Source organism: Campylobacter sp. P091 (genome assembly GCF_002138935.1).
In the GTDB taxonomy this organism is placed as follows: domain Bacteria; phylum Campylobacterota; class Campylobacteria; order Campylobacterales; family Campylobacteraceae; genus Campylobacter; species Campylobacter devanensis.
In genome coordinates, this window is the sequence record NZ_MJKZ01000003.1 from 185,858 (window position 1) to 206,875 (window position 21,018).

General features: G+C 34.6%; 15 protein-coding genes. 13 read left to right on the plus strand and 2 right to left on the minus strand.

The features are described 5' to 3' along the window. The 8 genes from CIGNP91_RS04585 to CIGNP91_RS04620 all read left to right on the plus strand — a co-directional run bounded on the left by CIGNP91_RS04585 (window position 1) and on the right by CIGNP91_RS04620 (window position 11,547). Window positions 1–879 (plus strand): polyprenyl synthetase family protein, encoded by an 879-nt coding sequence (locus tag CIGNP91_RS04585; RefSeq protein ID WP_086253511.1) that lies wholly within the window; start codon window positions 1–3, stop codon window positions 877–879. Then, the gene (hemA, locus tag CIGNP91_RS04590; protein ID WP_086253512.1) at window positions 879–2,141 is read left to right on the plus strand and encodes a glutamyl-tRNA reductase; all 1,263 of its coding nucleotides are present in this window, start codon (window positions 879–881) and stop codon (window positions 2,139–2,141) included. Before CIGNP91_RS04585 ends, hemA begins: the two co-directional genes overlap by 1 nt. Then, window positions 2,142–3,845, plus strand: a complete 1,704-nt coding sequence (locus tag CIGNP91_RS04595; RefSeq protein WP_086253513.1) for a proline--tRNA ligase — start codon at window positions 2,142–2,144, stop codon at window positions 3,843–3,845. After that, complete coding sequence (locus tag CIGNP91_RS04600; RefSeq protein WP_086224701.1) at window positions 3,842–4,246, plus strand: FxsA family protein; 405 nt, start codon at window positions 3,842–3,844, stop codon at window positions 4,244–4,246. Before CIGNP91_RS04595 ends, CIGNP91_RS04600 begins: the two co-directional genes overlap by 4 nt. Continuing rightward, the gene (hemC, locus tag CIGNP91_RS04605) at window positions 4,247–5,167 is read left to right on the plus strand and encodes a hydroxymethylbilane synthase (protein ID WP_086244128.1); all 921 of its coding nucleotides are present in this window, start codon (window positions 4,247–4,249) and stop codon (window positions 5,165–5,167) included. A gap of 95 nt (window positions 5,168–5,262) precedes the next feature. After that, window positions 5,263–8,334: a cytochrome c biogenesis protein gene (ccsA, locus tag CIGNP91_RS04610; protein ID WP_086253514.1), complete on the plus strand. Its 3,072-nt coding sequence runs from the start codon at window positions 5,263–5,265 to the stop codon at window positions 8,332–8,334. Window positions 8,335–8,354: 20 nt separating this feature from the next. Beyond that, a complete protein-coding gene (locus CIGNP91_RS04615) occupies window positions 8,355–8,786 on the plus strand; it encodes a hypothetical protein (RefSeq protein ID WP_086228237.1) in 432 nt (143 codons plus the stop codon). Window positions 8,787–8,991: 205 nt separating this feature from the next. After that, on the plus strand, window positions 8,992–11,547 hold the full coding sequence (locus tag CIGNP91_RS04620; protein ID WP_086253515.1) for a bifunctional aconitate hydratase 2/2-methylisocitrate dehydratase: 2,556 nt from the start codon (window positions 8,992–8,994) through the stop codon (window positions 11,545–11,547). A gap of 54 nt (window positions 11,548–11,601) precedes the next feature. Here the strand turns inward: CIGNP91_RS04620 and CIGNP91_RS04625 are convergent, their stop codons facing one another. Further along, window positions 11,602–13,536, minus strand: coding sequence for an LTA synthase family protein (locus tag CIGNP91_RS04625; protein ID WP_086253516.1), 1,935 nt, complete (start codon window positions 13,534–13,536; stop codon window positions 11,602–11,604). A gap of 99 nt (window positions 13,537–13,635) precedes the next feature. Here CIGNP91_RS04625 and ispG point away from each other — a divergent pair, with 99 nt between their 5' ends. From ispG to CIGNP91_RS04640, 3 genes are all read left to right on the plus strand, one after another. After that, window positions 13,636–14,697: a flavodoxin-dependent (E)-4-hydroxy-3-methylbut-2-enyl-diphosphate synthase gene (ispG, locus tag CIGNP91_RS04630; protein WP_086226171.1), complete on the plus strand. Its 1,062-nt coding sequence runs from the start codon at window positions 13,636–13,638 to the stop codon at window positions 14,695–14,697. Beyond that, window positions 14,690–16,087 (plus strand): replicative DNA helicase, encoded by a 1,398-nt coding sequence (locus CIGNP91_RS04635; RefSeq protein ID WP_086226170.1) that lies wholly within the window; start codon window positions 14,690–14,692, stop codon window positions 16,085–16,087. The genes ispG and CIGNP91_RS04635 overlap by 8 nt, the downstream gene beginning before the upstream one ends. Before the next feature lie 247 nt (window positions 16,088–16,334). Beyond that, entirely contained in the window at window positions 16,335–18,353 is a 2,019-nt protein-coding gene (locus CIGNP91_RS04640) for a motility associated factor glycosyltransferase family protein (protein WP_086253517.1), read from the plus strand. Between the two features lie 22 nt (window positions 18,354–18,375). On the opposite strand, the gene nth is transcribed toward CIGNP91_RS04640, so the two are convergent. Beyond that, complete coding sequence (gene nth / locus CIGNP91_RS04645; protein ID WP_086228243.1) at window positions 18,376–18,999, minus strand: endonuclease III; 624 nt, start codon at window positions 18,997–18,999, stop codon at window positions 18,376–18,378. A gap of 111 nt (window positions 19,000–19,110) precedes the next feature. Between nth and CIGNP91_RS04650 the strand changes: the two genes are divergently transcribed. Then, a complete protein-coding gene (locus CIGNP91_RS04650; RefSeq protein WP_086232913.1) occupies window positions 19,111–19,923 on the plus strand; it encodes a peptidylprolyl isomerase in 813 nt (270 codons plus the stop codon). 12 nt (window positions 19,924–19,935) lie between these two features. After that, the gene (gene fbaA, locus CIGNP91_RS04655) at window positions 19,936–21,000 is read left to right on the plus strand and encodes a class II fructose-bisphosphate aldolase (RefSeq protein WP_086253518.1); all 1,065 of its coding nucleotides are present in this window, start codon (window positions 19,936–19,938) and stop codon (window positions 20,998–21,000) included. Window positions 21,001–21,018 lie beyond the last annotated feature (18 nt).

Genomic DNA, 21,018 nt, shown 5'->3' on the forward strand with positions numbered 1-21,018 from the left:
ATGGTTGATAAGATTTTATATGAGTTTGTCAAGGAGTGTGGTTATAATAGAGCTCTTGAGATGTTTAATAATATTAGTAGTGGCAAAAAGCTACGAAGCAAGCTAATTTTAAAAATAGCTGGTCAAAATGAGACTTCGCTTAGGCTATGTGCGGTGATAGAGCTTATACATCTAGCGAGTTTATTGCACGATGATGTCATAGATGACTCTACTATTAGGCGTGGTAAGCCTAGTATAAATTCGCTTTTTGGTTCTAAGAACGCAATAATGCTAGGTGATATCTTATACTCTAAGGGCTTTTATGAGATTGTAAGCTTAAATCCGCAAATTGCTAAAATTATATCTAAAGCAGTTCTTGATCTAAGCATTGGTGAGATGATGGATGTGGATCTTGGGAGTAAATTTAGCCCAAATTTAGATGAATATCTAAAGATGATAGAGCTTAAAACGGCAGTTTTGATAGAAGCAGCAGCTAAAAGTGCAGCTATAATAGCTGGTATAGATAGTGATTCATATGCAAATTACGGCAAAAATTTAGGCCTAGCATTTCAAATTGTAGATGATATACTTGATATTAGCGCTGATGTAGCTACACTTGGTAAGCCTGCATTTAGTGATTATAAAGAGGGCAAGACAACTCTTCCATATATCTTTTTATATAATGCCTTAAATTTAGATGATAAAGAGATTTTAAAAAGCCTATGGGGCAAAGAGCTTGATAAGGGTGAAATTAAATGGATTAAAGATAAATTTGATGAGTTTGATATCATTCAAAAATGCAAAGAATTTGCTAAAGATTTAGGTGCTAAAGCTATAGCCTCAGTAAGCGATGAAGAGCTAAAGGATATAGTCACAAGTATGATAGATAGGGAGTTTTAATGCACTATATAAGTATTAGCTTTACGCATAAAAATACAGATATTAGTATCAGAGAGAAGCTATCTTTAAGTGATGAGAGCCGTAAAAAGGAGATTTTGCGCCTATTGAGTGCTAATGAAAATATAATTGAATCTATGATTCTTAGCACTTGTAATAGAGTTGAGGTTTTTGCTTATGTATCTAAAATAAATGAGTGTGTTAGGCATATTTTAAATTCTATTTCAATTTTAACCCTTGTACCTTATGATGCGCTTGAGCTTAGAGCTGATATTTATGAAGATGATGGAGCTATTCATCATTTATTTGCTGTAGCTAGCTCCCTTGATAGTTTAGTTATTGGTGAGACTCAAATTGCTGGTCAGCTTAAAGAAGCATTTAAATTTGCCTATGACAATGGCAGTTGTGGTGATAATATTAGCTACGCTATACATTTTGCTTTTAAATGCGCTTCTAAAATTAGAGCCGCAACGACAATTAGTAAAAACCCCGTATCAGTCTCAAGCGTAGCAGTAGCAAAAGCCAAAGAGATATATGGCAATTTAGGCGGTATGACTGCAGTTGTAGTAGGCGCTGGACAGATGAGTGCCTTGGCGTGCAAGCATCTAATAACATCTAAAGTAAATGTAATAATAGTAAATAGAGATCAAAATAGAGCTGCTCAGCTACAAAATGAGTTAGGCGAGCTAGCTAGTATTGCACCGTGGGAGCGTCTTGGTGAGTTGATAAATAGATATCAGTTAATCTTTAGTGCTACTGGTGCTAATGTGCCTGTTATCACTGATGAGATTATAGAGATGGTGGAGTTTAATCGATATTTTTTTGATATTGCTGTGCCTAGAGATATTGATATTAGCTACTATGATAATATAAGCGTTTATGCAGTTGATGATTTAGAAAGTATAGTAAAAAGTAATTTAAATTTGCGTGAGGAACAAGCTGGCGTAGCATATGCAATAGTAGGAGAGATGACAGCTGAGTTTTTCAAGTGGCGCTCATCACAAAATAGCACGCCAGCTATAAAAGCCCTTAGATTTAAAGCTAAGAATATAGCTGAATTAGAGATAGAAAAAGCGATTAAAAAAGGCTATATCAAACGCTGTGATGAAAATGAGGCTAGAAAGCTAGTTCATCAAGTTTTCAAGGCATTTTTACACACGCCAACTATGCGTTTAAAAGATAAAAATAGCGATGATATACTTGGTGCGCTTGAGTATCTATTTGATATTACAATTGATAAAATAGAATTAAAAGAGGAAGAGTAGATGAAATTTACCAAATTATATATCCCAACACTAAAAGAGGCGCCAAAAGACGCAACCTTGCCTAGCCATCAGTTTTTGCTTAGGGCTGGATTTATCCAACAAACTGGTAGTGGGCTTTATAACTTCTTACCACTTGGCAAAAGGGTTTTAAGAAAGATAGAAAATATCATTAGAGATGAGATGGATAAAGCTGGAGCAAATGAAGTATCTATGAGCTTTGTCGTGCCTAGTGAATTATGGAAGCAAAGTGGGAGGTTTTTTAAATTTGGAAGCGAGCTTTTAAGGCTAAATGATAGAAAAGGAAATGATTTTGTTCTAGGGCCAACACACGAAGAGAGCGTGGTGGATATGGTGCGCGGAAGAGTAAATAGCTATAAGCAACTACCTTTGAATTTATATCAAATTGGATTAAAATTTAGAGATGAGGCTAGACCTAGATTTGGGCTTTTGAGATGTCGTGAATTTATAATGAAAGATAGCTATAGTTTTCATTCTAGCTATGAAGATTTAAAGCGTGAGTTTGACTTGATGCAAGAGACCTATAGTAAGATTTTTACTAGACTTGGGCTAAATTTTAGATGCGTTGAGGCTGATAGTGGAGCTATTGGCGGTAGTGGAAGCAAAGAGTTTATGGTGCTTGCTGATAATGGCGAAGATGATATTTTAATTAGTGATAGTTCAGATTATGCTGCAAATATTGAAGCTGCTAAAAGGGCTAAACGCACTTGTAGTGCAGAACGCCCAAAAAGCAATGGAATGCTTAAATTTCATACGCCTAATTGTAGCACTATCGCAAGTGTGAGTGAGTTTTTTAAAGTTGATCCATTTTATACTATTAAGGCTGTTATCAAAAAGGCTATATATGAAGATAGAAGCGAAGTTGTGATATTTTTCCTAAGGGGAGATGATGAACTTCAAGAGACAAAAGCACTAAATGCTTGTGGGGCATTAGGGCTATGTGATGCTAATATAGATGAGATTAAAAATGCTGGATTAGTAGCTGGATATTGTGGGCCAATCGGGCTACCTGAGGGGGTGAATTTCTATATTGATAGTGAGCTTGATGGCGAATATGAGATGATTTGTGGAGCAAATCAAAAAGATTATCACGCTATTGGCGTAAGCATTATAAATTTCAATAAAGATAGATTTAAAGATTTAGTAGCCATCAAAGATGGGGATAAAGCCCTTGATGGTGGGAGATTGAGCCTTACAAAAGGGATTGAAGTCGGCCATATATTTCAATTAGGCGATAGGTATTCAGCGGCGATGGATGCTACATTTTTAGATGAAAATGGCAAGGCAAAGCCGTTTATAATGGGATGTTATGGTATCGGTGTGAGTAGGTTAGAAGCTGTGATTATAGAGTCTAGCCATGATGATAAGGGATGCGTATGGAAAAAAGAGTGCGCTCCATTTAGCGTTCATATCATAGTATCAAATTTCAAAGATGAAGCCCAAGCTAAATTCGCTCTAGAGCTTGAAAATAGCCTTGAAAATGCTCAAATAGAGGTGCTTTTGGATGATAGAGATGAGAGGTTTGGTGTAAAGATGGCGGATTTTGAACTGATTGGAAATCCATTTGGTGTAGTAGTAGGCAAAGGATTAGCTAATGCAGAAGTAGAATTGATAATCAGAGATGGTTTAATAAAAGAAAAAGTTGCTTCTAGCGAAATTTTAGGCAAATTAAAAGAGCTTGTATGATTAGAATTTCATTGCTACCATATATCTTTTTAGAGATAGTATTGGTTGTTTTATATGTATTAGAATTTGGATTTTTTAGTCTATTTAGTGAGATTTTTCTTAGTGCATTACTTGGCGTAATTTTAATACTAAATTATGGATTTGCTAATTTATTTCAAAATATAAACTACTTTAATATCAAAGATATTTTTGGTAGTTTGGGGCTTGCTATTGGTGGATTGGCTCTTATAATTCCTGGGATGTTAAGCGATATTTTTGGGGTAATTGTGATCGGAGTTGCTTTAGCTTTAAAAATTTATTCTAAATTTAGTACTCCTAGGTATCAAAATAATCAAAATAAATATCGTCAAACCAATCATAATGATGATATAATAGATGTAGAGATTATAGAGGAGAGATAGATGAATATTAAAATCGCAAGTAGAAATAGCGCCTTAGCACTTTGGCAGACATATCATATTAGAGATCTTTTAGAGGCTCGTGGTCATAATATAGAGATTATTACTATGAAGACTAAAGGCGATGTTATTTTAGATACTCCATTAGCTAAGATTGGTGGTAAGGGTTTATTTACCAAAGAGCTTGAGAATGCGATGCTTGATGGAAGGGCTGATATTGCTGTGCATAGTTTAAAAGATGTACCAACTACATTTCCAGATGGGTTAAAATTAGCCTGTGTTTGTAGTAGAGAAGATATAAATGATGCTATGCTAAGTATGAATTTTAAAAGCTTTGATGAGCTTCCAAATGGTGCAAGAGTTGGAACAACATCTTTGCGTAGAAGAATGCAACTTCTAGCTCTTAGACCTGATTTAGAGATTATCTCGCTTCGTGGAAATGTAAACTCAAGAATTGCTAAGCTTAAAGATGGTGAATTTGATGCTATTATACTTGCTATGGCTGGAATTAATCGTCTTGAACTCTATAAAGAGATAAATTATGTATCTTTGCTTAATACTATTGCAGCAATGGGGCAAGGAGCTTTGGGTATTGAAGCAGTAGATAGGGTTGATATTTTAGAGGCGATTGAGTTTTTAAATGATGAAAAGAGCGTTATAGAAACTACTATTGAGAGAGCATTTGTGCATAAATTAAATGGCGGGTGTCAAGCCCCAATTGGAGTAAGCGCAAGATTAGATGGTGATAAAATTTTCGTTAGAGCAATTTTAGGTACTCCAGATGGTAAAGAAATATTAAAAGATGAAAGAGTCTTTAATAAGGCTAAATATAAAGAAGCTGGAGAAATTTTAGCTGATGAGTTTATAAATAAAGGAGCTAAGGAGATTTTGGCTAGGGCTGAAGAGATAGCAAGTCGAATTTGAGTAATAAAATAATTTTATTTTAAAATAATTTTATTTTAAAAATGTTTATTTATATTCAATATAATCGCAAATTAATTTTTTTACTGAGGGCATTTATGGGTATTATTCATAAATTATTTTTTAGTATGGGCTCAGCCGTTGTATTTTTCTTGATTTTTGCGTTTGCTAGTGGTGCTGCGACAATTATTGAGAGTGTTTATAATACACAAACTGCTTGGGCTTTGGTCTATGGTGCTGGATGGTTTGCGTTAATTCAGCTGATTTTGGGGGTGAATTTAGTTTATAATATCTATGAATATAAACTTTTTAAGCTTAAAAAACTCCCCGCCTTTATATTTCATTTAAGCTTTTTATTTATTTTAGTTGGTGCGGGTATCACGAGATATTTTGGTTTTGAAGGGCATATGAGTATCCGTGAAAACGATAGTAGCAACGAGATAAGAACAATGCAAAGCTATATCCAAATGATCTCAAGCGATGGTAATAATACCTACACAGTCTCAGAGCCAAAATATATATCTAGTACTATAGGAAATGATTTTAATCTAAGACTCAATATCCATGATAAATTGGCCACTTTGAAATATAAAGATTTTACTCCAAATGCTACGCCAGCTTGGATCGATAGTCCTAATGGTGAGGCGGTTTTGGAGCTTATGTTTTCTGATGAGAGCAATAGTGAGTCAGTTACTATGAAACTTGGGGATAAATTCGAAGTTGGTGATATGAGCTTTAGCTTTGGTGCCAAACCTACAAAATCCAAATATATTCAAATTTATATTAAAGATAGTAAATTTTATATCAAAACCAATCAAGATATAAGCTATATGGTAATGAGTGATATGAGTAAAGGCCAATTGCCAAAAGATACAGAAGTTGAGTTTGCTGGGCTTAGATTATATAGTATGGGTGGAGTAAATTTTGCACCTAGAACGATGAAGGTAAGTGCTATAAAAGGTGTGAAAAAAGCCGGCGAAAATGTAGCAGGCGCAGATACTATCATAGCAACCCTAAGCTATAATAACGATAGCAAAGATGTTGCGATATTGAGCAATTACCCGCCTGAAGCAGTGGAGGTCGGCGGACAGAAATTCTATGTAGCGTGGTCTCCAATGGCTATTACATTGCCATTTAGCATATATCTAAAAGATTTTGAGCTAGCTAGATATCCAGGATCAAACTCACCAATGAGTTATAGCAGTGATGTAGTCGTAGAAGATGGGGATTTTAAGATGGATTATAGAATTTATATGAATAATGTGCTTGATTATAAAGGTTATAGATTCTTCCAAAGTAGTTATGATTCTGATGAAGGCGGTACGATACTTTCAGTAAATAGCGATCCAGGTAAATGGCCTACATATTTTGGATATTTCTTGTTAACTTTGGGGCTTTTATTAAATGTTATGAATTCTCATTCAAGATTTAGAAAACTGGCTAAAGCTGTAAATGAGGCAAATACCAAGGCGCTTGGGCTGATGTTAATAGCTGGACTGGCAATATTTGGTGCTAAAAATAGCTATGCTCTAACAATGCCACAAATTCCACAAAGCCATATAGATAAGGTATCAACTCTAATTATACAAGGTTCAGATGGTAGAATGAAACCATTTGATACTATGGCACACGAGATTTTAAATAAAATTTACCGCAGTGATAAGTTTCAATCAATGGGTGCTAATGCTGTATTTTTATCAATGATGGCAAATTCAGAAAATTGGCGTTCCGTACCAATTATTAAAATTAGCGATGATGAGTTAAAAAAGGTATTAGGAATTCCAAAAAGTCAAAAATATGCTAGTTTTGATGATTTCTTTGGCCCTAATAAAGATGGTCAAATAGAGTATAAGCTAATTAAATTCACAGAACTTGCTAATCGTAAAGCACCAGCTACAAGGGGGCTTTTTGATAAAGATGTTATAAAAGCTGATGAGAAGCTAAATATTCTTTATATGGTATTTATAGGAGAGATGTTTAGAGTAATACCTAAAAAAGATGATTATAATAATACTTGGCTAAGCCCAGGTGGGGCACTTATGGAGCTTAGCGGTGAAGAGGCATCAAATGTAGCTATAATGCTACAAAGATATTTTACTGCAGTACTTGAAGCACAAGATAGTGGCGAGTGGAGTAAAGCTGATGAAGCTATAGAAGTGATTAAAAAATATCAGGCTGAATTTGGTGCAACCGTAATGCCAGCTAGTAATAGGGTAGATTTAGAATTAGCATTTAATAAATATAAGATATTTCAAAATTTAACTCCAGTATATCTTTTGGCCGGTTTTGCACTTTTAATAGTAGTGTTTGTTAAGATGTTACGCCCTAAAATTAAAATAAATTTAATTTTTAAAATTGCCTATTGGGTCAATATCTTAGCATTTATCGCTCACACTATTGGTATGGGGCTTAGATGGTATATCGCAGAGCATGCGCCTTGGAGTGATGGATATGAGAGCTTGGTATTTATCGCTTGGTGTTTGGCATTTAGCGGGACAATGTTTGCTAGAAGTTCGGCCATATCACTAGCTTTGACATCTATTTTAGCCGGAGTTACTCTATTTGTAGCTCATCTTAGTTGGCTCGATCCGCAGATTACAAATTTAGTGCCGGTTTTAAAAAGTTATTGGCTTACAATCCATGTAAGTGTAATAACGGCTAGTTATGGATTTTTAGGGCTTTGTGCTCTTCTTGGGCTATTTACTTTGGTTTTATTTTCACTTCAAGGCAAAAATGAGAATAAAGAGCTTACTAGAAATATAATTGAAGCCACTAGAATCAACGAAATGGCGATGATTTTAGGTCTTAGCTTGCTTGTTGTAGGTAACTTCTTAGGCGGTGTCTGGGCTAATGAGAGTTGGGGAAGATACTGGGGCTGGGATAGTAAGGAGACTTGGGCTTTGGTTAGCATTTTAGTCTATGCGGCTGTAGTTCATATGAGATTTATACCAAAAGTAAATTCGCAATATGCCTTCGCTGTAGCATCAATGTTTGCTTATAGTGCGATTATAATGACCTATTTTGGGGTGAATTTCTATTTAGTTGGAATGCATAGTTATGCAGCTGGTGATGCTGTGCCTGTGCCAAATTTTGTCTGGATAGCACTTGTGGTAATGGTAGTTATTAGCCTACTTGCTTATCGCAAAAGGTCATATAGCGCTAGACTGTAACTAAATTTAGGAGGTTTAAGTTGAACGAAAGTATTATATTTATTGCGATGGCTACAGTAGCTGTCGTTTTGGGTGTGATTGTCGTGGTTGTGATAAAATCGCTCAGCCGCGGTTCAAGCGCACCAAAACAGACAACTCAGCAAAAAGAGGATGAACCAAAGATCACTTTAGAAGATCTACTAATTATCGTATCTAATAAGGATTCAACCAAAGAAGAGATAGAAAGAGCATCGTTGTATTTCATTCAAAAATTCCCAATTCCAGCAAAAAATCGTGGGCATGTACCTTCTAATGCAATTCCTTATCTTAAATTTATTTCATTAGTTTCAGGTCATAAAAAATCAGATGCTAAGCTAATCTCATATCTAACAAATGAGCTTGATAAACAGCATGCTGAGTATATTGCTGAGATCGAGCAGTATAAAAATATGGGACTTCGTGCTAGATTTTAACCATAGTAGGTAAATTTAGCTTTTTAAAGCAATCAAATAGCTATTAAATTTTTGTCATAATTTGATAGCTATTTTTACATTTTCTCTAAATTTGGATTCATAGAAAATTTAAAATATACTAAAATATAAAATCTAAGTTATTTTTTACTACTAAATTTTTATTTTTTTTGGTAGAATAATCAAAAATTTTTTTTAAAGGATGAAAATGGGCTTTTTTGAACAATACAATAGCGCTAAAGATGAACGCGCAAAACTTGGTATTCCACCACTTCCGCTTACTAAAGAGCAGACAAAAGAGGTATGCGAATTACTTAAATCATCTGCTAGTGCAGAACTTGTTGATTTGTTAGCAAATCGTGTTAATCCAGGCGTTGATGATGCAGCTAAGGTTAAAGCTGAGTTTTTAAATGAGATTATAAATCACGGCTTAAATTGTAGTTTGATTAGCAAAATTGATGCCGTAAAAATGCTTGAGCCAATGCTTGGCGGATATAGCGTTATAGTGCTTGTGGCTACTCTTAGAAGTAGTGATGAGAGCGTAGCAAAAGCTGCTGCAGATGTATTAAAAAATACAATTTTTGTTCATGATTACTTCAATGATGTAGCACACCTTGCTAAAGAGGGAAACAAATTTGCCGCTGAAGTTATCAAAAGCTGGGCAAATGCTGAGTGGTTTAAATCTAGAGATGATATCCCTGAAAAGATCGAAGCTATAGTATTTAAAGTCCCAGGCGAGACTAATACTGATGATTTAAGTCCAGCTAGTGAGGCATTTAGCCGCTCAGACATACCACTTCACGCAAATGCTATGTTAATGAAACGCCAACCAGGTAGCTTAGAAAAAATTGCCGAGCTTAAAAAAAGCGGTCGTGAAGTTGTCTATGTAGGTGATGTAGTTGGAACAGGTAGCTCAAGAAAGAGCGGTATCAACTCAATTCAATGGCATATAGGTCGTGAAATTCCAGGAATTCCAAACAAAAAAACAGGTGGTGTAATCCTAGGTAGCATCATCGCTCCAATATTCTTTAACACTGCTGAAGATAGCGGTGCTTTACCAATTATCGTAAATGTAGATGGCTTAGAAACCGGTGATGAGATTGAAATTTACCCACACAAAGGCGAGATAGTAAAAGATGGCAGAGTGATAAAAACTTTCAAACTTGAGCCAAATACTCTAAAAGATGAAGTAAAAGCCGGTGGTAGAATCCCACTAATCATAGCTAGAAGCCTATGTGCTAAGGCTAGGGCAGAGCTAAATTTAGGTAGTGAAGATATCTTTACTAAACCAGCCCAACCTGCAAGTGATGATAGCGCAGGTTACACTCTAGCACAAAAAATGGTCGGCCGTGCTTGTGGCTTAGATGGTGTTCGCCCAGGTATGTATGTAGAGCCTATCACTCTAACAGTAGGTAGTCAAGATACAACAGGTCCAATGACAAGAGATGAGATAAAAGAGCTTGCAAGCCTTGGATTTTCAGCTGATTTTGTATTACAAAGCTTCTGTCACACAGCAGCTTATCCGAAACCAACAGACGCTTTAATGCATAAAACTTTACCAGATTTTATGATTAGTCGTGGTGGTGTGAGCCTAAAACCAGGTGATGGCGTTATTCACTCATGGTTAAATAGAATGGTTTTACCTGATTCAGTAGGAACAGGTGGGGACTCTCATACTCGTTTCCCTATCGGTATAAGCTTCCCAGCAGGTAGTGGTCTAGTAGCTTTTGCGGCGGTTTTAGGCTCAATGCCATTAAATATGCCAGAGTCAGTTTTGGTAAGATTTAGCGGTAAGATGCAACCGGGCATAACTCTAAGAGATTTAGTAAATGCTATCCCATATTACGCTATCAAAAAAGGTCTTTTAACAGTAGAGAAAAAAGGCAAAGTAAATGTATTTGCCGGTAAGGTACTTGAGATTGAAGGCTTGCCAGATCTTAAAGTAGAACAAGCATTTGAATTAAGCGACGCAAGTGCTGAAAGAAGTGCTGCAGCATGTGCTATCGCTCTAAATAAAGAGCCTGTAATAGAGTATCTAAAATCCAATATAACTCTAATTGACGCTATGATAGAAGCAGGATATGGCAGTGATAAAACTTTAGCTCGTCGCCGTGATAAGATGAAAAAATGGCTAGAAAATCCAGAGTTATTACAAGCTGATAAAAATGCGAAATACCACACTATAATTGAGATCAATATGGATGAGATCACTGAACCAATTTTGGCGTGTCCAAATGACCCAGATGATGTGGCTACTCTAAGTGAAATTCTAAATGATCCAAAACGCCCTAAAAATATAGATGAAGTTTTCGTAGGTAGTTGTATGACAAATATCGGCCATTATAGAGCTTTAAGCGAAGTCTTAAAAGGCGAAGGTCAAGTGCCTACTAGATTATGGGTTGTTCCACCTACAAAAATGGATGAAGCCCAATTAAGAGCCGAGGGTAGATACTCGCTATTTGGTGCAGCCGGTGCTAGGACAGAGGTGCCAGGATGCTCACTATGTATGGGTAACCAAGCTAGAGTAGCTGATAATGCTATAGTATTCTCAACCTCTACAAGAAACTTTGATAATCGTATGGGTATGGGCGCTCAAGTTTATCTAGGTTCTGCTGAGCTTGCAGCGGTGTGTGCTATGCTAGGAAGACTTCCAAGTGTAGAAGAGTATATGAAAATTGTACCAGCTAAACTTGCTGGTAAAGAAGCTGAAATTTATAAATATCTAAATTTCAACTTAATTGAAAACTACAAATTAGAAAACTAATTTATAAAACCCGCTTTATATAGCGGGTTTGTTTATTTTATCAAATTTGCTTATTTAATAAATCAAACCTAATCTCCAAGCTAACTGATAGTAACTAAATTCTTCATATAGCTTATGAAACTGAGCTTTTGATTCATCAAGCTCAAAGCTATCATTACTATTTTTTAATGTATTTGAGTTTTGATATCTATATCCTTTAGTGCTTGATATTGGATATATGCCATCATTATCAGCCCAGACATTTATATGCATTGCAAACTCCATCTTAGTATCATTAGGTCTAGATAGCATATCTCTACCACCCATGCTTAGATATTTGGTATTATTTAGACTAAGATTATATAGAGTTGGAAATATATCTTTATGCGAGCCGATTCTATCTTTGTCATAATAGATATTGTTTTGTAAATTTTGTGGTATATATAGATAAAATGGCACACTAATCCCAAAAGCTATCTCATTTTTATAATCAAATTTATACTCTCTATTTGCATGATCGCCAGTTGCTGCTACTATTATTTTATCTTTGAATTTGCTATTTTTGATCTTATTTAAATAATCTCCAAAGCTGTTATTTGCGTAGCTATATGCGTTTAATAGTGCTTTATAGTCAGTAGAATAACGACTAATCTCAGAGCTATTTAGATCTAAATTTAGCTCATTTTTACCTTTGTGTAAATATGGAGGATGGTTTGAAATACCAAGAGAGATAATTAGAGTTGGTTTGGTTGCATTATTAAAAATCTCATAAATCTTGTTATACATATACTCATCTTTTATCCCATATGGATGCTTAGACTCTTTGGCATTTGCATACTCTTGCATTAGTATAGTCTCATCTATAATCTCATCTACACCTTGAGCTTTTAAAAAGTAATTTATATTATACCAAGCAGAATTCCCCGAATAAGCAAAAACCACTCTATAACCAGCTTTTTTATAGGTATCAATGACTGTGTAAGGTAGCTTTGTCTTTTGAAATTTGCTACTTGTGAGATTGATTATAGGACTTTGAAATAGTATTCTATTTAGACTATCTATCGTACCATTAGTAGAAGGCAAAAATCTTTTAAATACAAAATCAGAGTTAAAATGTTCATCAAGGGAGCCTAAAAGTATTTTTTGCATAGCTTTATCTTCTTGAAGCAGCCCAAGCCCAAAGCTCTCCATGAGATTAAAATGTATATGCATTTTAGCATGATTGGAGTTTTGTTTTGTAATAGCAAACATATCAAACAATCTCTTTTGCAGCTCTTTGCCTCTATTTATATCCACATATGGGAAGTTGGCTTGATTTTTATACTCTTTACTAGCCCATGAAAGAGCCATAATAGGATTAGTAGATATCTCATTAAATGGTTTAAATGAGCTAAATTGATATGTAGAAGCACGAAGCGCATTATATACTGGATGAGCCCGCAGTGCCACAGCATATGCGTAAATTAATATAATATTACAAATAATTAAAGTCCAAATCGGTTGGTTGGATTTTTTAAATTTAATTTTTAAAATTTTACTATTTAAATATCCACATAAAATAGCAAAAACCAAAGCGCATAATAGTATTAAAATTACTGGATAATCATTCCAGATAATCGATATTAAAGCAGCGGTATCATCATCTTTAAGCCCAAATATAAACATATCAATCTTATTGTGATAAATTTGATAATAGTAATAGTTGATAAATGCAAAAATAACCACGATAAATGATACAATGGCTATATAAACGCTAGAGATAATTTGATAAAATTTGGCTAAATTTAATCTGATAAATCCGCCCAAATAGCTAAGAAACCCAGATAAAAATATAGGCAAAAATATAGCACTAAAAGTCCGCATATCATGCCCAAGCCCATGCCAAAATACCCCACCCCAATCATCAATATCATGCTCAATTAGGTTATATAGCATAACCGCTCTCATAAGAGCAAAGATAGCCATATATATGGCTGTAAAGATGAGAATTTGGGTTATGATTTTTCGCATTAATTTCCTTAAATTTACTGTTTTAAATTTGCTATTTTACAATATTTTTATTAAATTTTAGATAGACTTATGGCTTTAAAATTTATTTGAGTGATGATAATGCAAAGATACAAAACAAGACAAATTCAAGTAGGCAGTGTAAAGATAGGTGGCGACGCGCCAATAAGCGTCCAATCAATGACGTTTTCTAAAACAAGAGATGTAGCTGGTACTTTAGAGCAGATTAACCGCTTATATTTTGCGGGGTGCGATATAGTGCGGTGTGCTGTGTTTAATAAAGATGATATAGAAGGGCTTAGGCAGGTTAAAAAAGATAGCCCACTGCCGATCGTAGCTGATATACACTTTAACCATCTTTATGCCTTGGCTGTGGCTGAATTTGTAGATGCTATTAGGATAAATCCGGGTAATATCGGTGGTAAAGAGAAGATTAAAAAGGTGGTGAATGCTTGTAAAGAGCGAAATTTACCTATAAGAATTGGTGTAAATAGCGGTAGCTTAGAAGAGCAGTTTGAGCAAAAATATGGCAGAAGCGTCAAAGCTATGGTAGAGAGTGCTTTGTATAATATTAAGCTTTTAGAAGATTTTGATTTTAGAGATATTGCTGTGAGTTTAAAAAGCAGCGATACGGCAAATACAATGGCAGCATATAGAGCGTTGCGTCCAATGGTGGATTATCCATTTCATTTAGGGGTTACAGAAGCTGGAACGACATTTCACGCTACGATAAAATCAGCTATAGCACTTGGTGGGCTTTTGATGGAGGGGATCGGCGATACTATGAGGGTTAGTATCACAGGAGAGCTTGAAGAAGAAATTAGGGTAGCTAAGGCAATTTTACAAGATAGCGGAGTCCAAAAAAGTGGATTAAATATCATCTCATGTCCTACATGTGGTAGGCTCCAAAGCGATTTAGTAAGCGCTATAAAGATAGTAGAAGAGAAGACCGCTCACATAACCGCACCATTAAATATAAGCGTAATGGGCTGTATAGTAAATGCTATTGGAGAGGCAAAGGGTGCAGATGTGGCTATCGCTTTTGGCAAGGGAAATGGGCTTATAATGCGTCATGGAGAGGTGGTAGCTAGATTGTCTGAGTCTGAACTAGTAGATAGATTTTTACAAGAGATAGATGATGAGCTAAAGGCTAGAAATGAATGAGATAAACTCAAATTTATATGACCTAGATATGGAGCGCTCGATATTGAGTGCGATATTATTTGAGCAAGATAATTTGGGTGAAATTTATGATATTATCAGCCCAAAAGATTTTTATTTAAAAGCTCATGAAGATATATTTGCAGCTATGCAAAGTTGCTTAAATAGCGATGATCCAGTAGATATAGCCTTTGTTAAAAAGCATTTGGGGACTAAATTTAATGAAGAGGTTTTTAATAGCGTTTTAACTACAAATTCAATCCTAGATATCAAAAAATACGCTACAGAGCTTAAAGAGTTTTCAATCAAAAGATCGCTAGTCAAAGTAGCAAATCAAATCCCATCTAAGGTAAATGAGAATAAGCCTGGCCGTGATATGGTAGATGAGATTAGTAGCGAAATTTACTCTTTAGTAGATGGCGTAGGTAGTGGCGTGATAAAAAATGCTAAAGAGATTGTGGTTGATTTAATTGAAGAGTTAAATAAGCAAAAGCTTGCCAAAGATCATGATGTAGTAGGGCTTGATACTGGTTTTCGTGAATTAAATGAGCGGACAAAGGGATTTAAAGATGGTGATTTAGTCATTATCGCAGCTCGCCCTGGTATGGGAAAAACTACATTTGTGCTAAATTTGGTACAAAGGGTACTAGATCAAAACTTAGGTGTAGTATTTTTCTCTCTTGAAATGCCTGCAACTCAGCTTATGTTAAGGTTATTAAGCGCTAAAACATCGATAAATTTACAAAATCTTATGACATCAGATATGGATAATGATGAAATTGAACGCTTAAGTAATGCGTGTGATATGATGAGTCAAAAAAAGCTTTTTGTCTATGATAGCGGTAATGCTACTATTCATCAGGTTCGTACTCAAATGAGAAAATTAAAAAGCGCTCATCCAGAGATAAAACTATGCGTGATTGATTATATCGGCCTTATGACAAACTCATCAGCATATAGTGATCGCCATTTGCAAATTGCAGAGATTTCACGCGGATTAAAGCTTTTAGCCAGAGAGTTAAATTTGCCAGTTGTAGCTCTTTCGCAGTTAAATAGAAGTCTAGAATCAAGAGCTAATAAACGTCCTATGCTAAGCGATTTGCGTGAGTCTGGAGCAATCGAACAAGATGCTGATACGATTTTATTTGTTTATAGAAATGAGGTTTATTTAGAACAAGAGGAGAATGAGAAAATTCAAAAAGCAAAGCTCGAAGGTAAAGAATATACCCCTAAGTTTAGTAGAAATAAAGTAGAAGAAAGTGCTGAGATAATTATTGGTAAAAATAGAAATGGCCCAACTGGAACTATTGAGTTGGTATTTCAATCTATTTATACTCGTTTTGTGGAAAAAACACACAATCATCCTGCTGAGATGGTAACTTTTGAGGGGTGATGTGAATTTATGTGATTAAATTTGAGATTTATTCACATATTGATTTAAATTCACATTAATAGTTAAATTTATATAATTTAATCTGTGATTAAATAAGGTTTAAAGCTCGAATTAATAGGTATTTGACTAGATTTTCACATAGTGAAAAAACAGTGAATAACTTTTTTAAATTTGACTTTTTAAAGCAGTAATCTTATGATACTTAAGATAAAATTTAGTATAATGCTAAAAAGCACGAAGGAGATATATGCAAAATTATGACAAAGAGGCTGAAGCGCAGGCATTTGAAGAGTTTCAGCGTGAATTAGAGGCTAGATTTAAAGCCGAGGGTACTCCATCAAATTTTATAAAAAATATTGTAGCACTTAGTGCCATAAATTTTAGATTAGCTAAGGCTGTGTATGATTTAAAAAGCAATACTAAATTTGATGTATTTGCTGGTAAGACAAATTTGGATATAAATATAATAAATACCGAGCTTAAAGAGCCAATTTATACTGAGTCTCCAGCAGCTCATACAAATGCTATGTTGGAAAAATTTAAAGATGAATATGCGCTATATCCATCGCTATTTTTCTTTGGACTTGGAAATGGAAATTTTTATACCAAATTACTACAAAACCAAACCCATGAAAAGATTATAGTATTTGAACCAGAGATTGAGATTATATTTATAGCATTTAATCTTTGTGATTTTGGTGCTGATATATTTAATGAGAGATTTATCGTGGTTCATCCAGATTATTTTAGAAGTGGTCAAATGGAAGTGTTATGCCATTATCCAGCAGTTGTAGCAAATATTAGAAATTATGATTTTCATGTTTATAGTGATTATTATGCTAAAAATTATGGCCAAATAGCACAAAAAATCAATAAAAAACTTATAGAATTATCATCTAAAATGATTCTAAATATGGGTAATGATGCTTACGATAATTTACTTGGTATCAAACATGTTGTGGCAAATATGCCTCATATTTATAGCGGAATTCAGTTAAAAGATATAATTGAATTAAATAAAGGCAAAAATAAGACAGCTATCATAGCCTCTACTGGTCCAAGTCTAAATAAGCAGATTGAGCTTTTAAGAAAGGTTGCTCCACACGCATTAATTTTAATTCCAGATGCTTCATATCATGTGCTTAAGATAAATGGTATTAAGCCTGATTTTGTAACTACAATGGAGAGAGTAGAGAAGACTAGCGAGTTTTTCCAAAGCCAGCCAAGCCAGTTTGATGATAATATAATATTTATAGCAGCATCTCTTACGCATCCCCAAACTAGCAAAAATTTAGAAGGGCGAAATCGCACTTATGCTCATAGGCCAATTAGATTTGAGTTTATCTTAAAAGATGAGATTCCATTTATGTGTAAAGGGCCTAGCTCAGCACACTTTGCTCTTGATATGGCTCTTAGACTTAAATGCGAAAGAATTATATTTATCGGTCAAGACCTTGCCTTTGGTAAAGATGGAGCTAGCCATGCTAAGGGAAATATATTTGAAAATTATATAAAAGAAGATGGTACTATAACAATTAATCCAAATGCTAGACAAAGACCACAAACTGCCATAGCGTACGGTGGAGATGGTGAAGTAAAAACTACTGATGTTTGGAATTTCTTCCGTGGGTATTTTGAATCTATGATGGAGCCAACTCATTATGATTATGCATTTAAAGTCTATAACGCTACTGAAGGTGGAGCTAGAATTCATGGAATGATAGAAAAGCCATTTAGTGAATTAGTAGATGAAATATTGGCCGAAAATAGTATTAAAACAGTAATCAAGCCTGAGCCAATTAGTCTTGAAGAATCAAAAGCAGTAATAAAACATCAAAAGGCATTAGTAGAAAATCTGATCAAATATGGTCTAGAAAAGCAAAAGCTTTGTGAAGAGTTATTTAAAAAGATTAGCAAAGCTGTAGAAAATGCTAATCGTGATATCTCTCGTGGCAAAGAGCCTCATTATCCTAAATTTTATGAATTAAAAGAGAGAATTGATAGATTTAAAAATAACTTTAAGAACGATGAGGTTTTTGATACTGTTTATTACCATGTAGCAAGTAACTTTTGTATTCATCAAGAGATGGAATTTGGCGAATTAATGGTAAAACCTGAACGCACCAAAAATGATAAAGATAAAAAGATATTTGAGTATGTAAGGCAGCATGGATACTATTTCTTTAGTCTTGCTGGAATGATTGAAGCTGCTAGAGATACAATGAAAGAGTCACTGCAAAGCTGGGATGAAGAGAATAAATCCTAGCTTTGCAAAGCTAGTCTAGTAGCTAAATTTTAGCCTTGCAAATGTGATTTAAAAAGCACTCATTACACTTTGGTTTGAGTGCTTTGCATGTGTAGCGTCCATGTAGTACCATTGCTTGATGTAAAGTATTAAGCTCAGTTTTAAAAGCTTTAACCAAATCTATCTCAGTAGCTTCTGGCGTTTTAGCTTTGCTAAGCCCAAGTCTATGCGAGACACGAAAAACATGGGTATCAACTGCCATTAAATTTGCATTTTGATACTCAATAAGTACTACATGAGCTGTCTTTTGTCCTACGCCAGCAAGTTTTACTAAGCTTTTTTCATCTAATGGAATCTCTCCGCCAAATTCGCTAATAACCGAATTTGCCATTTTGATTAAATTTATAGCTTTATTGTTAAAAAAGCTACAACTATTTATTAGCAGTTTTAGACTTGATAAATTTGCTTTAGCAAGTGAATGTGCGTCTGGATAAGCCTCAAATAGTGCTGGTGTGATTAAATTTACTCTTTTATCAGTGCATTGGGCTGAGAGCATTACAGCTACTAAAAGCTCATATAGATTTTTAAAATTTAACTCAGTCTTTGCTCCGCTAAAATGCTCTAAAAATAGCGCTTTTATCTCATTTATATCTTTTTTACTTCTCATGTTTTAATTATAACAAAATATAAAAAACATAATCTAAATTCAATAAGATATAATCAAATTTATAGTATAATACTGGACTTATTTTAAAAATTTAATACTGAAGGAAAACAGATGAAAAAAGGTCTATTTCTAGCTCTTAGCTTAGCTGCTACTATGAGTTTAAATGCAGCGGTTTTAGCAACTGTAAATGGTGAGGAGATTACTGATAAAGATTTAGCTCCACTACTTGGTGCGCATGGTGCAGATTTTGATAAAATTCCAGATCAAATGAAAAAACAATTAATAGATATGGCTATTAATGGTCAATTGATTTTAGAACAAGCTAAAAAAGATGGTGTTGAAAAAACAAAAGAGTATAAAGAAGCTCTTGAATTTAGCCAAGACAATGTTTTAAGAAATGTTTGGACACAAAATGAATATAAAAAAGTAAAAATCTCTGAAGCTGATGTAAAAGCATTTTATGATAAAAATAAAGATACAATTTTTGTCAGTCCAGCTCAAGCAAAAGCAAAACATATCTTAGTGGGTACTCAAAAAGAGGCTGAAGATATAATCGCTCAATTAAAAGGTTTAAAAGGTGATGCATTAACAGCTAAATTTAGCGAACTAGCTAAAACTAAATCAATAGACAAAGGTAGTGCTATGAATGGTGGCGAGCTAGGTTGGTTTGATGAGTCAAGAATGGTTCCTGCATTTAGCAAGGCTGCATTTGCTCTAAAAAATGGAACAATCACTATAAAACCAGTTAAGAGTGAATTTGGATATCATGTAATCTTAAAAGAGGATTCAAAAGCTAAAACAACAGTATCATATGATAAAGTTAAAAAGAACATAGAAGAGCAATTAAGAAGTGAAAAATTTAGAACTGTAATGCAAGACAAAATGAACGAACTAAGACAAGGTGCAAAAATAGAATACAAATAATAGGGGTATGATATGGGAGTAACAAATATCGTTAAACCTGGCGTAGTCTGGGGTGAGGATCTTAGCAAGTTATATGAGTATGCTAAAAGTGAAGGCTTTGCAATTCCAGCAGTTAATGTCGTAGGAAGTCACTCTATAAATGCAGTAATGGAAGCAGCCAAAAAAGCAAATTCGCCTGTTATAGTACAATTTAGTAATGGTGGCGCAAGCTATTACGCTGGTAAGGCTTGCCCAAATGGTGATGTACTTGGCGCTATAGCTGGAGCTAAACAGGTTCATCTACTAGCTCAAGCATATGGAATTCCTGTGGTTTTACATACTGATCATGCTGCTAGAAAGCTTTTACCGTGGATTGATTCTCTTATAGAGGCTAGTCGCGAAAATATTAAAAGTTGCAAAGTTCCTCTATTTAGCTCACATATGCTAGATCTAAGCGAAGAGCCATTAGAAGAGAATTTGGCTACTTGTCAAGAGTATTTAAAAACTCTAAGCGACCTTGGCATAGCACTTGAGATTGAACTTGGTGTAACTGGCGGTGAAGAAGATGGAGTGGATAATACAAATGTAGATAATGCGCTTTTATACACTCAGCCTGAAGATGTATCCATAGCATACGAAAGACTTGGCAAGATTAGTGATAAATTTAGCATAGCTGCAAGTTTTGGTAATGTGCATGGTGTCTATAAACCCGGTAATGTTGTGCTTCGTCCAGAGATTCTTAAAAATTCTCAAGAATATATCAAAGCCAAATTTAACACAACTAGCAATAAACCAGTAAATTTTGTATTTCATGGTGGCAGCGGTAGCGAGTTAGCTGATATTAAAGCAGCAGTAAGCTACGGTGTGATTAAGATGAATATCGATACTGATACTCAGTGGGCATTTTGGGATGGTGTGCGTGGATATGAGGCTAAAAATCATGACTATTTGCAAGGTCAAATAGGAAACCCAGAAGGTAGCGATAAGCCAAATAAAAAATATTATGATCCTAGAAAATGGCTAAGAGAAGGCGAAGAAAGTATGGTAAAAAGACTTTTAGAAGCTTTTGAGGATTTAAACTGTATTAATAAAAATTAAATTATTTAGCCAAAGATA

Bases quoted from the DNA above. Each gene is read 5' to 3' on its own strand.
- CIGNP91_RS04585 (WP_086253511.1), top strand. From the start codon at position 1: ATGGTTGATAAGATTTTATATGAGTTTGTCAAGGAGTGTGGTTATAAT.
- hemA (WP_086253512.1), top strand. From the start codon at position 879: ATGCACTATATAAGTATTAGCTTTACGCATAAAAATACAGATATTAGT.
- CIGNP91_RS04595 (WP_086253513.1), top strand. From the start codon at position 2,142: ATGAAATTTACCAAATTATATATCCCAACACTAAAAGAGGCGCCAAAA.
- CIGNP91_RS04600 (WP_086224701.1), top strand. From the start codon at position 3,842: ATGATTAGAATTTCATTGCTACCATATATCTTTTTAGAGATAGTATTG.
- hemC (WP_086244128.1), top strand. From the start codon at position 4,247: ATGAATATTAAAATCGCAAGTAGAAATAGCGCCTTAGCACTTTGGCAG.
- ccsA (WP_086253514.1), top strand. From the start codon at position 5,263: ATGGGTATTATTCATAAATTATTTTTTAGTATGGGCTCAGCCGTTGTA.
- CIGNP91_RS04620 (WP_086253515.1), top strand. From the start codon at position 8,992: ATGGGCTTTTTTGAACAATACAATAGCGCTAAAGATGAACGCGCAAAA.
- CIGNP91_RS04625 (WP_086253516.1), bottom strand. From the start codon at position 13,536: ATGCGAAAAATCATAACCCAAATTCTCATCTTTACAGCCATATATATG.
- ispG (WP_086226171.1), top strand. From the start codon at position 13,636: ATGCAAAGATACAAAACAAGACAAATTCAAGTAGGCAGTGTAAAGATA.
- CIGNP91_RS04635 (WP_086226170.1), top strand. From the start codon at position 14,690: ATGAATGAGATAAACTCAAATTTATATGACCTAGATATGGAGCGCTCG.
- CIGNP91_RS04640 (WP_086253517.1), top strand. From the start codon at position 16,335: ATGCAAAATTATGACAAAGAGGCTGAAGCGCAGGCATTTGAAGAGTTT.
- nth (WP_086228243.1), bottom strand. From the start codon at position 18,999: ATGAGAAGTAAAAAAGATATAAATGAGATAAAAGCGCTATTTTTAGAG.
- CIGNP91_RS04650 (WP_086232913.1), top strand. From the start codon at position 19,111: ATGAAAAAAGGTCTATTTCTAGCTCTTAGCTTAGCTGCTACTATGAGT.
- fbaA (WP_086253518.1), top strand. From the start codon at position 19,936: ATGGGAGTAACAAATATCGTTAAACCTGGCGTAGTCTGGGGTGAGGAT.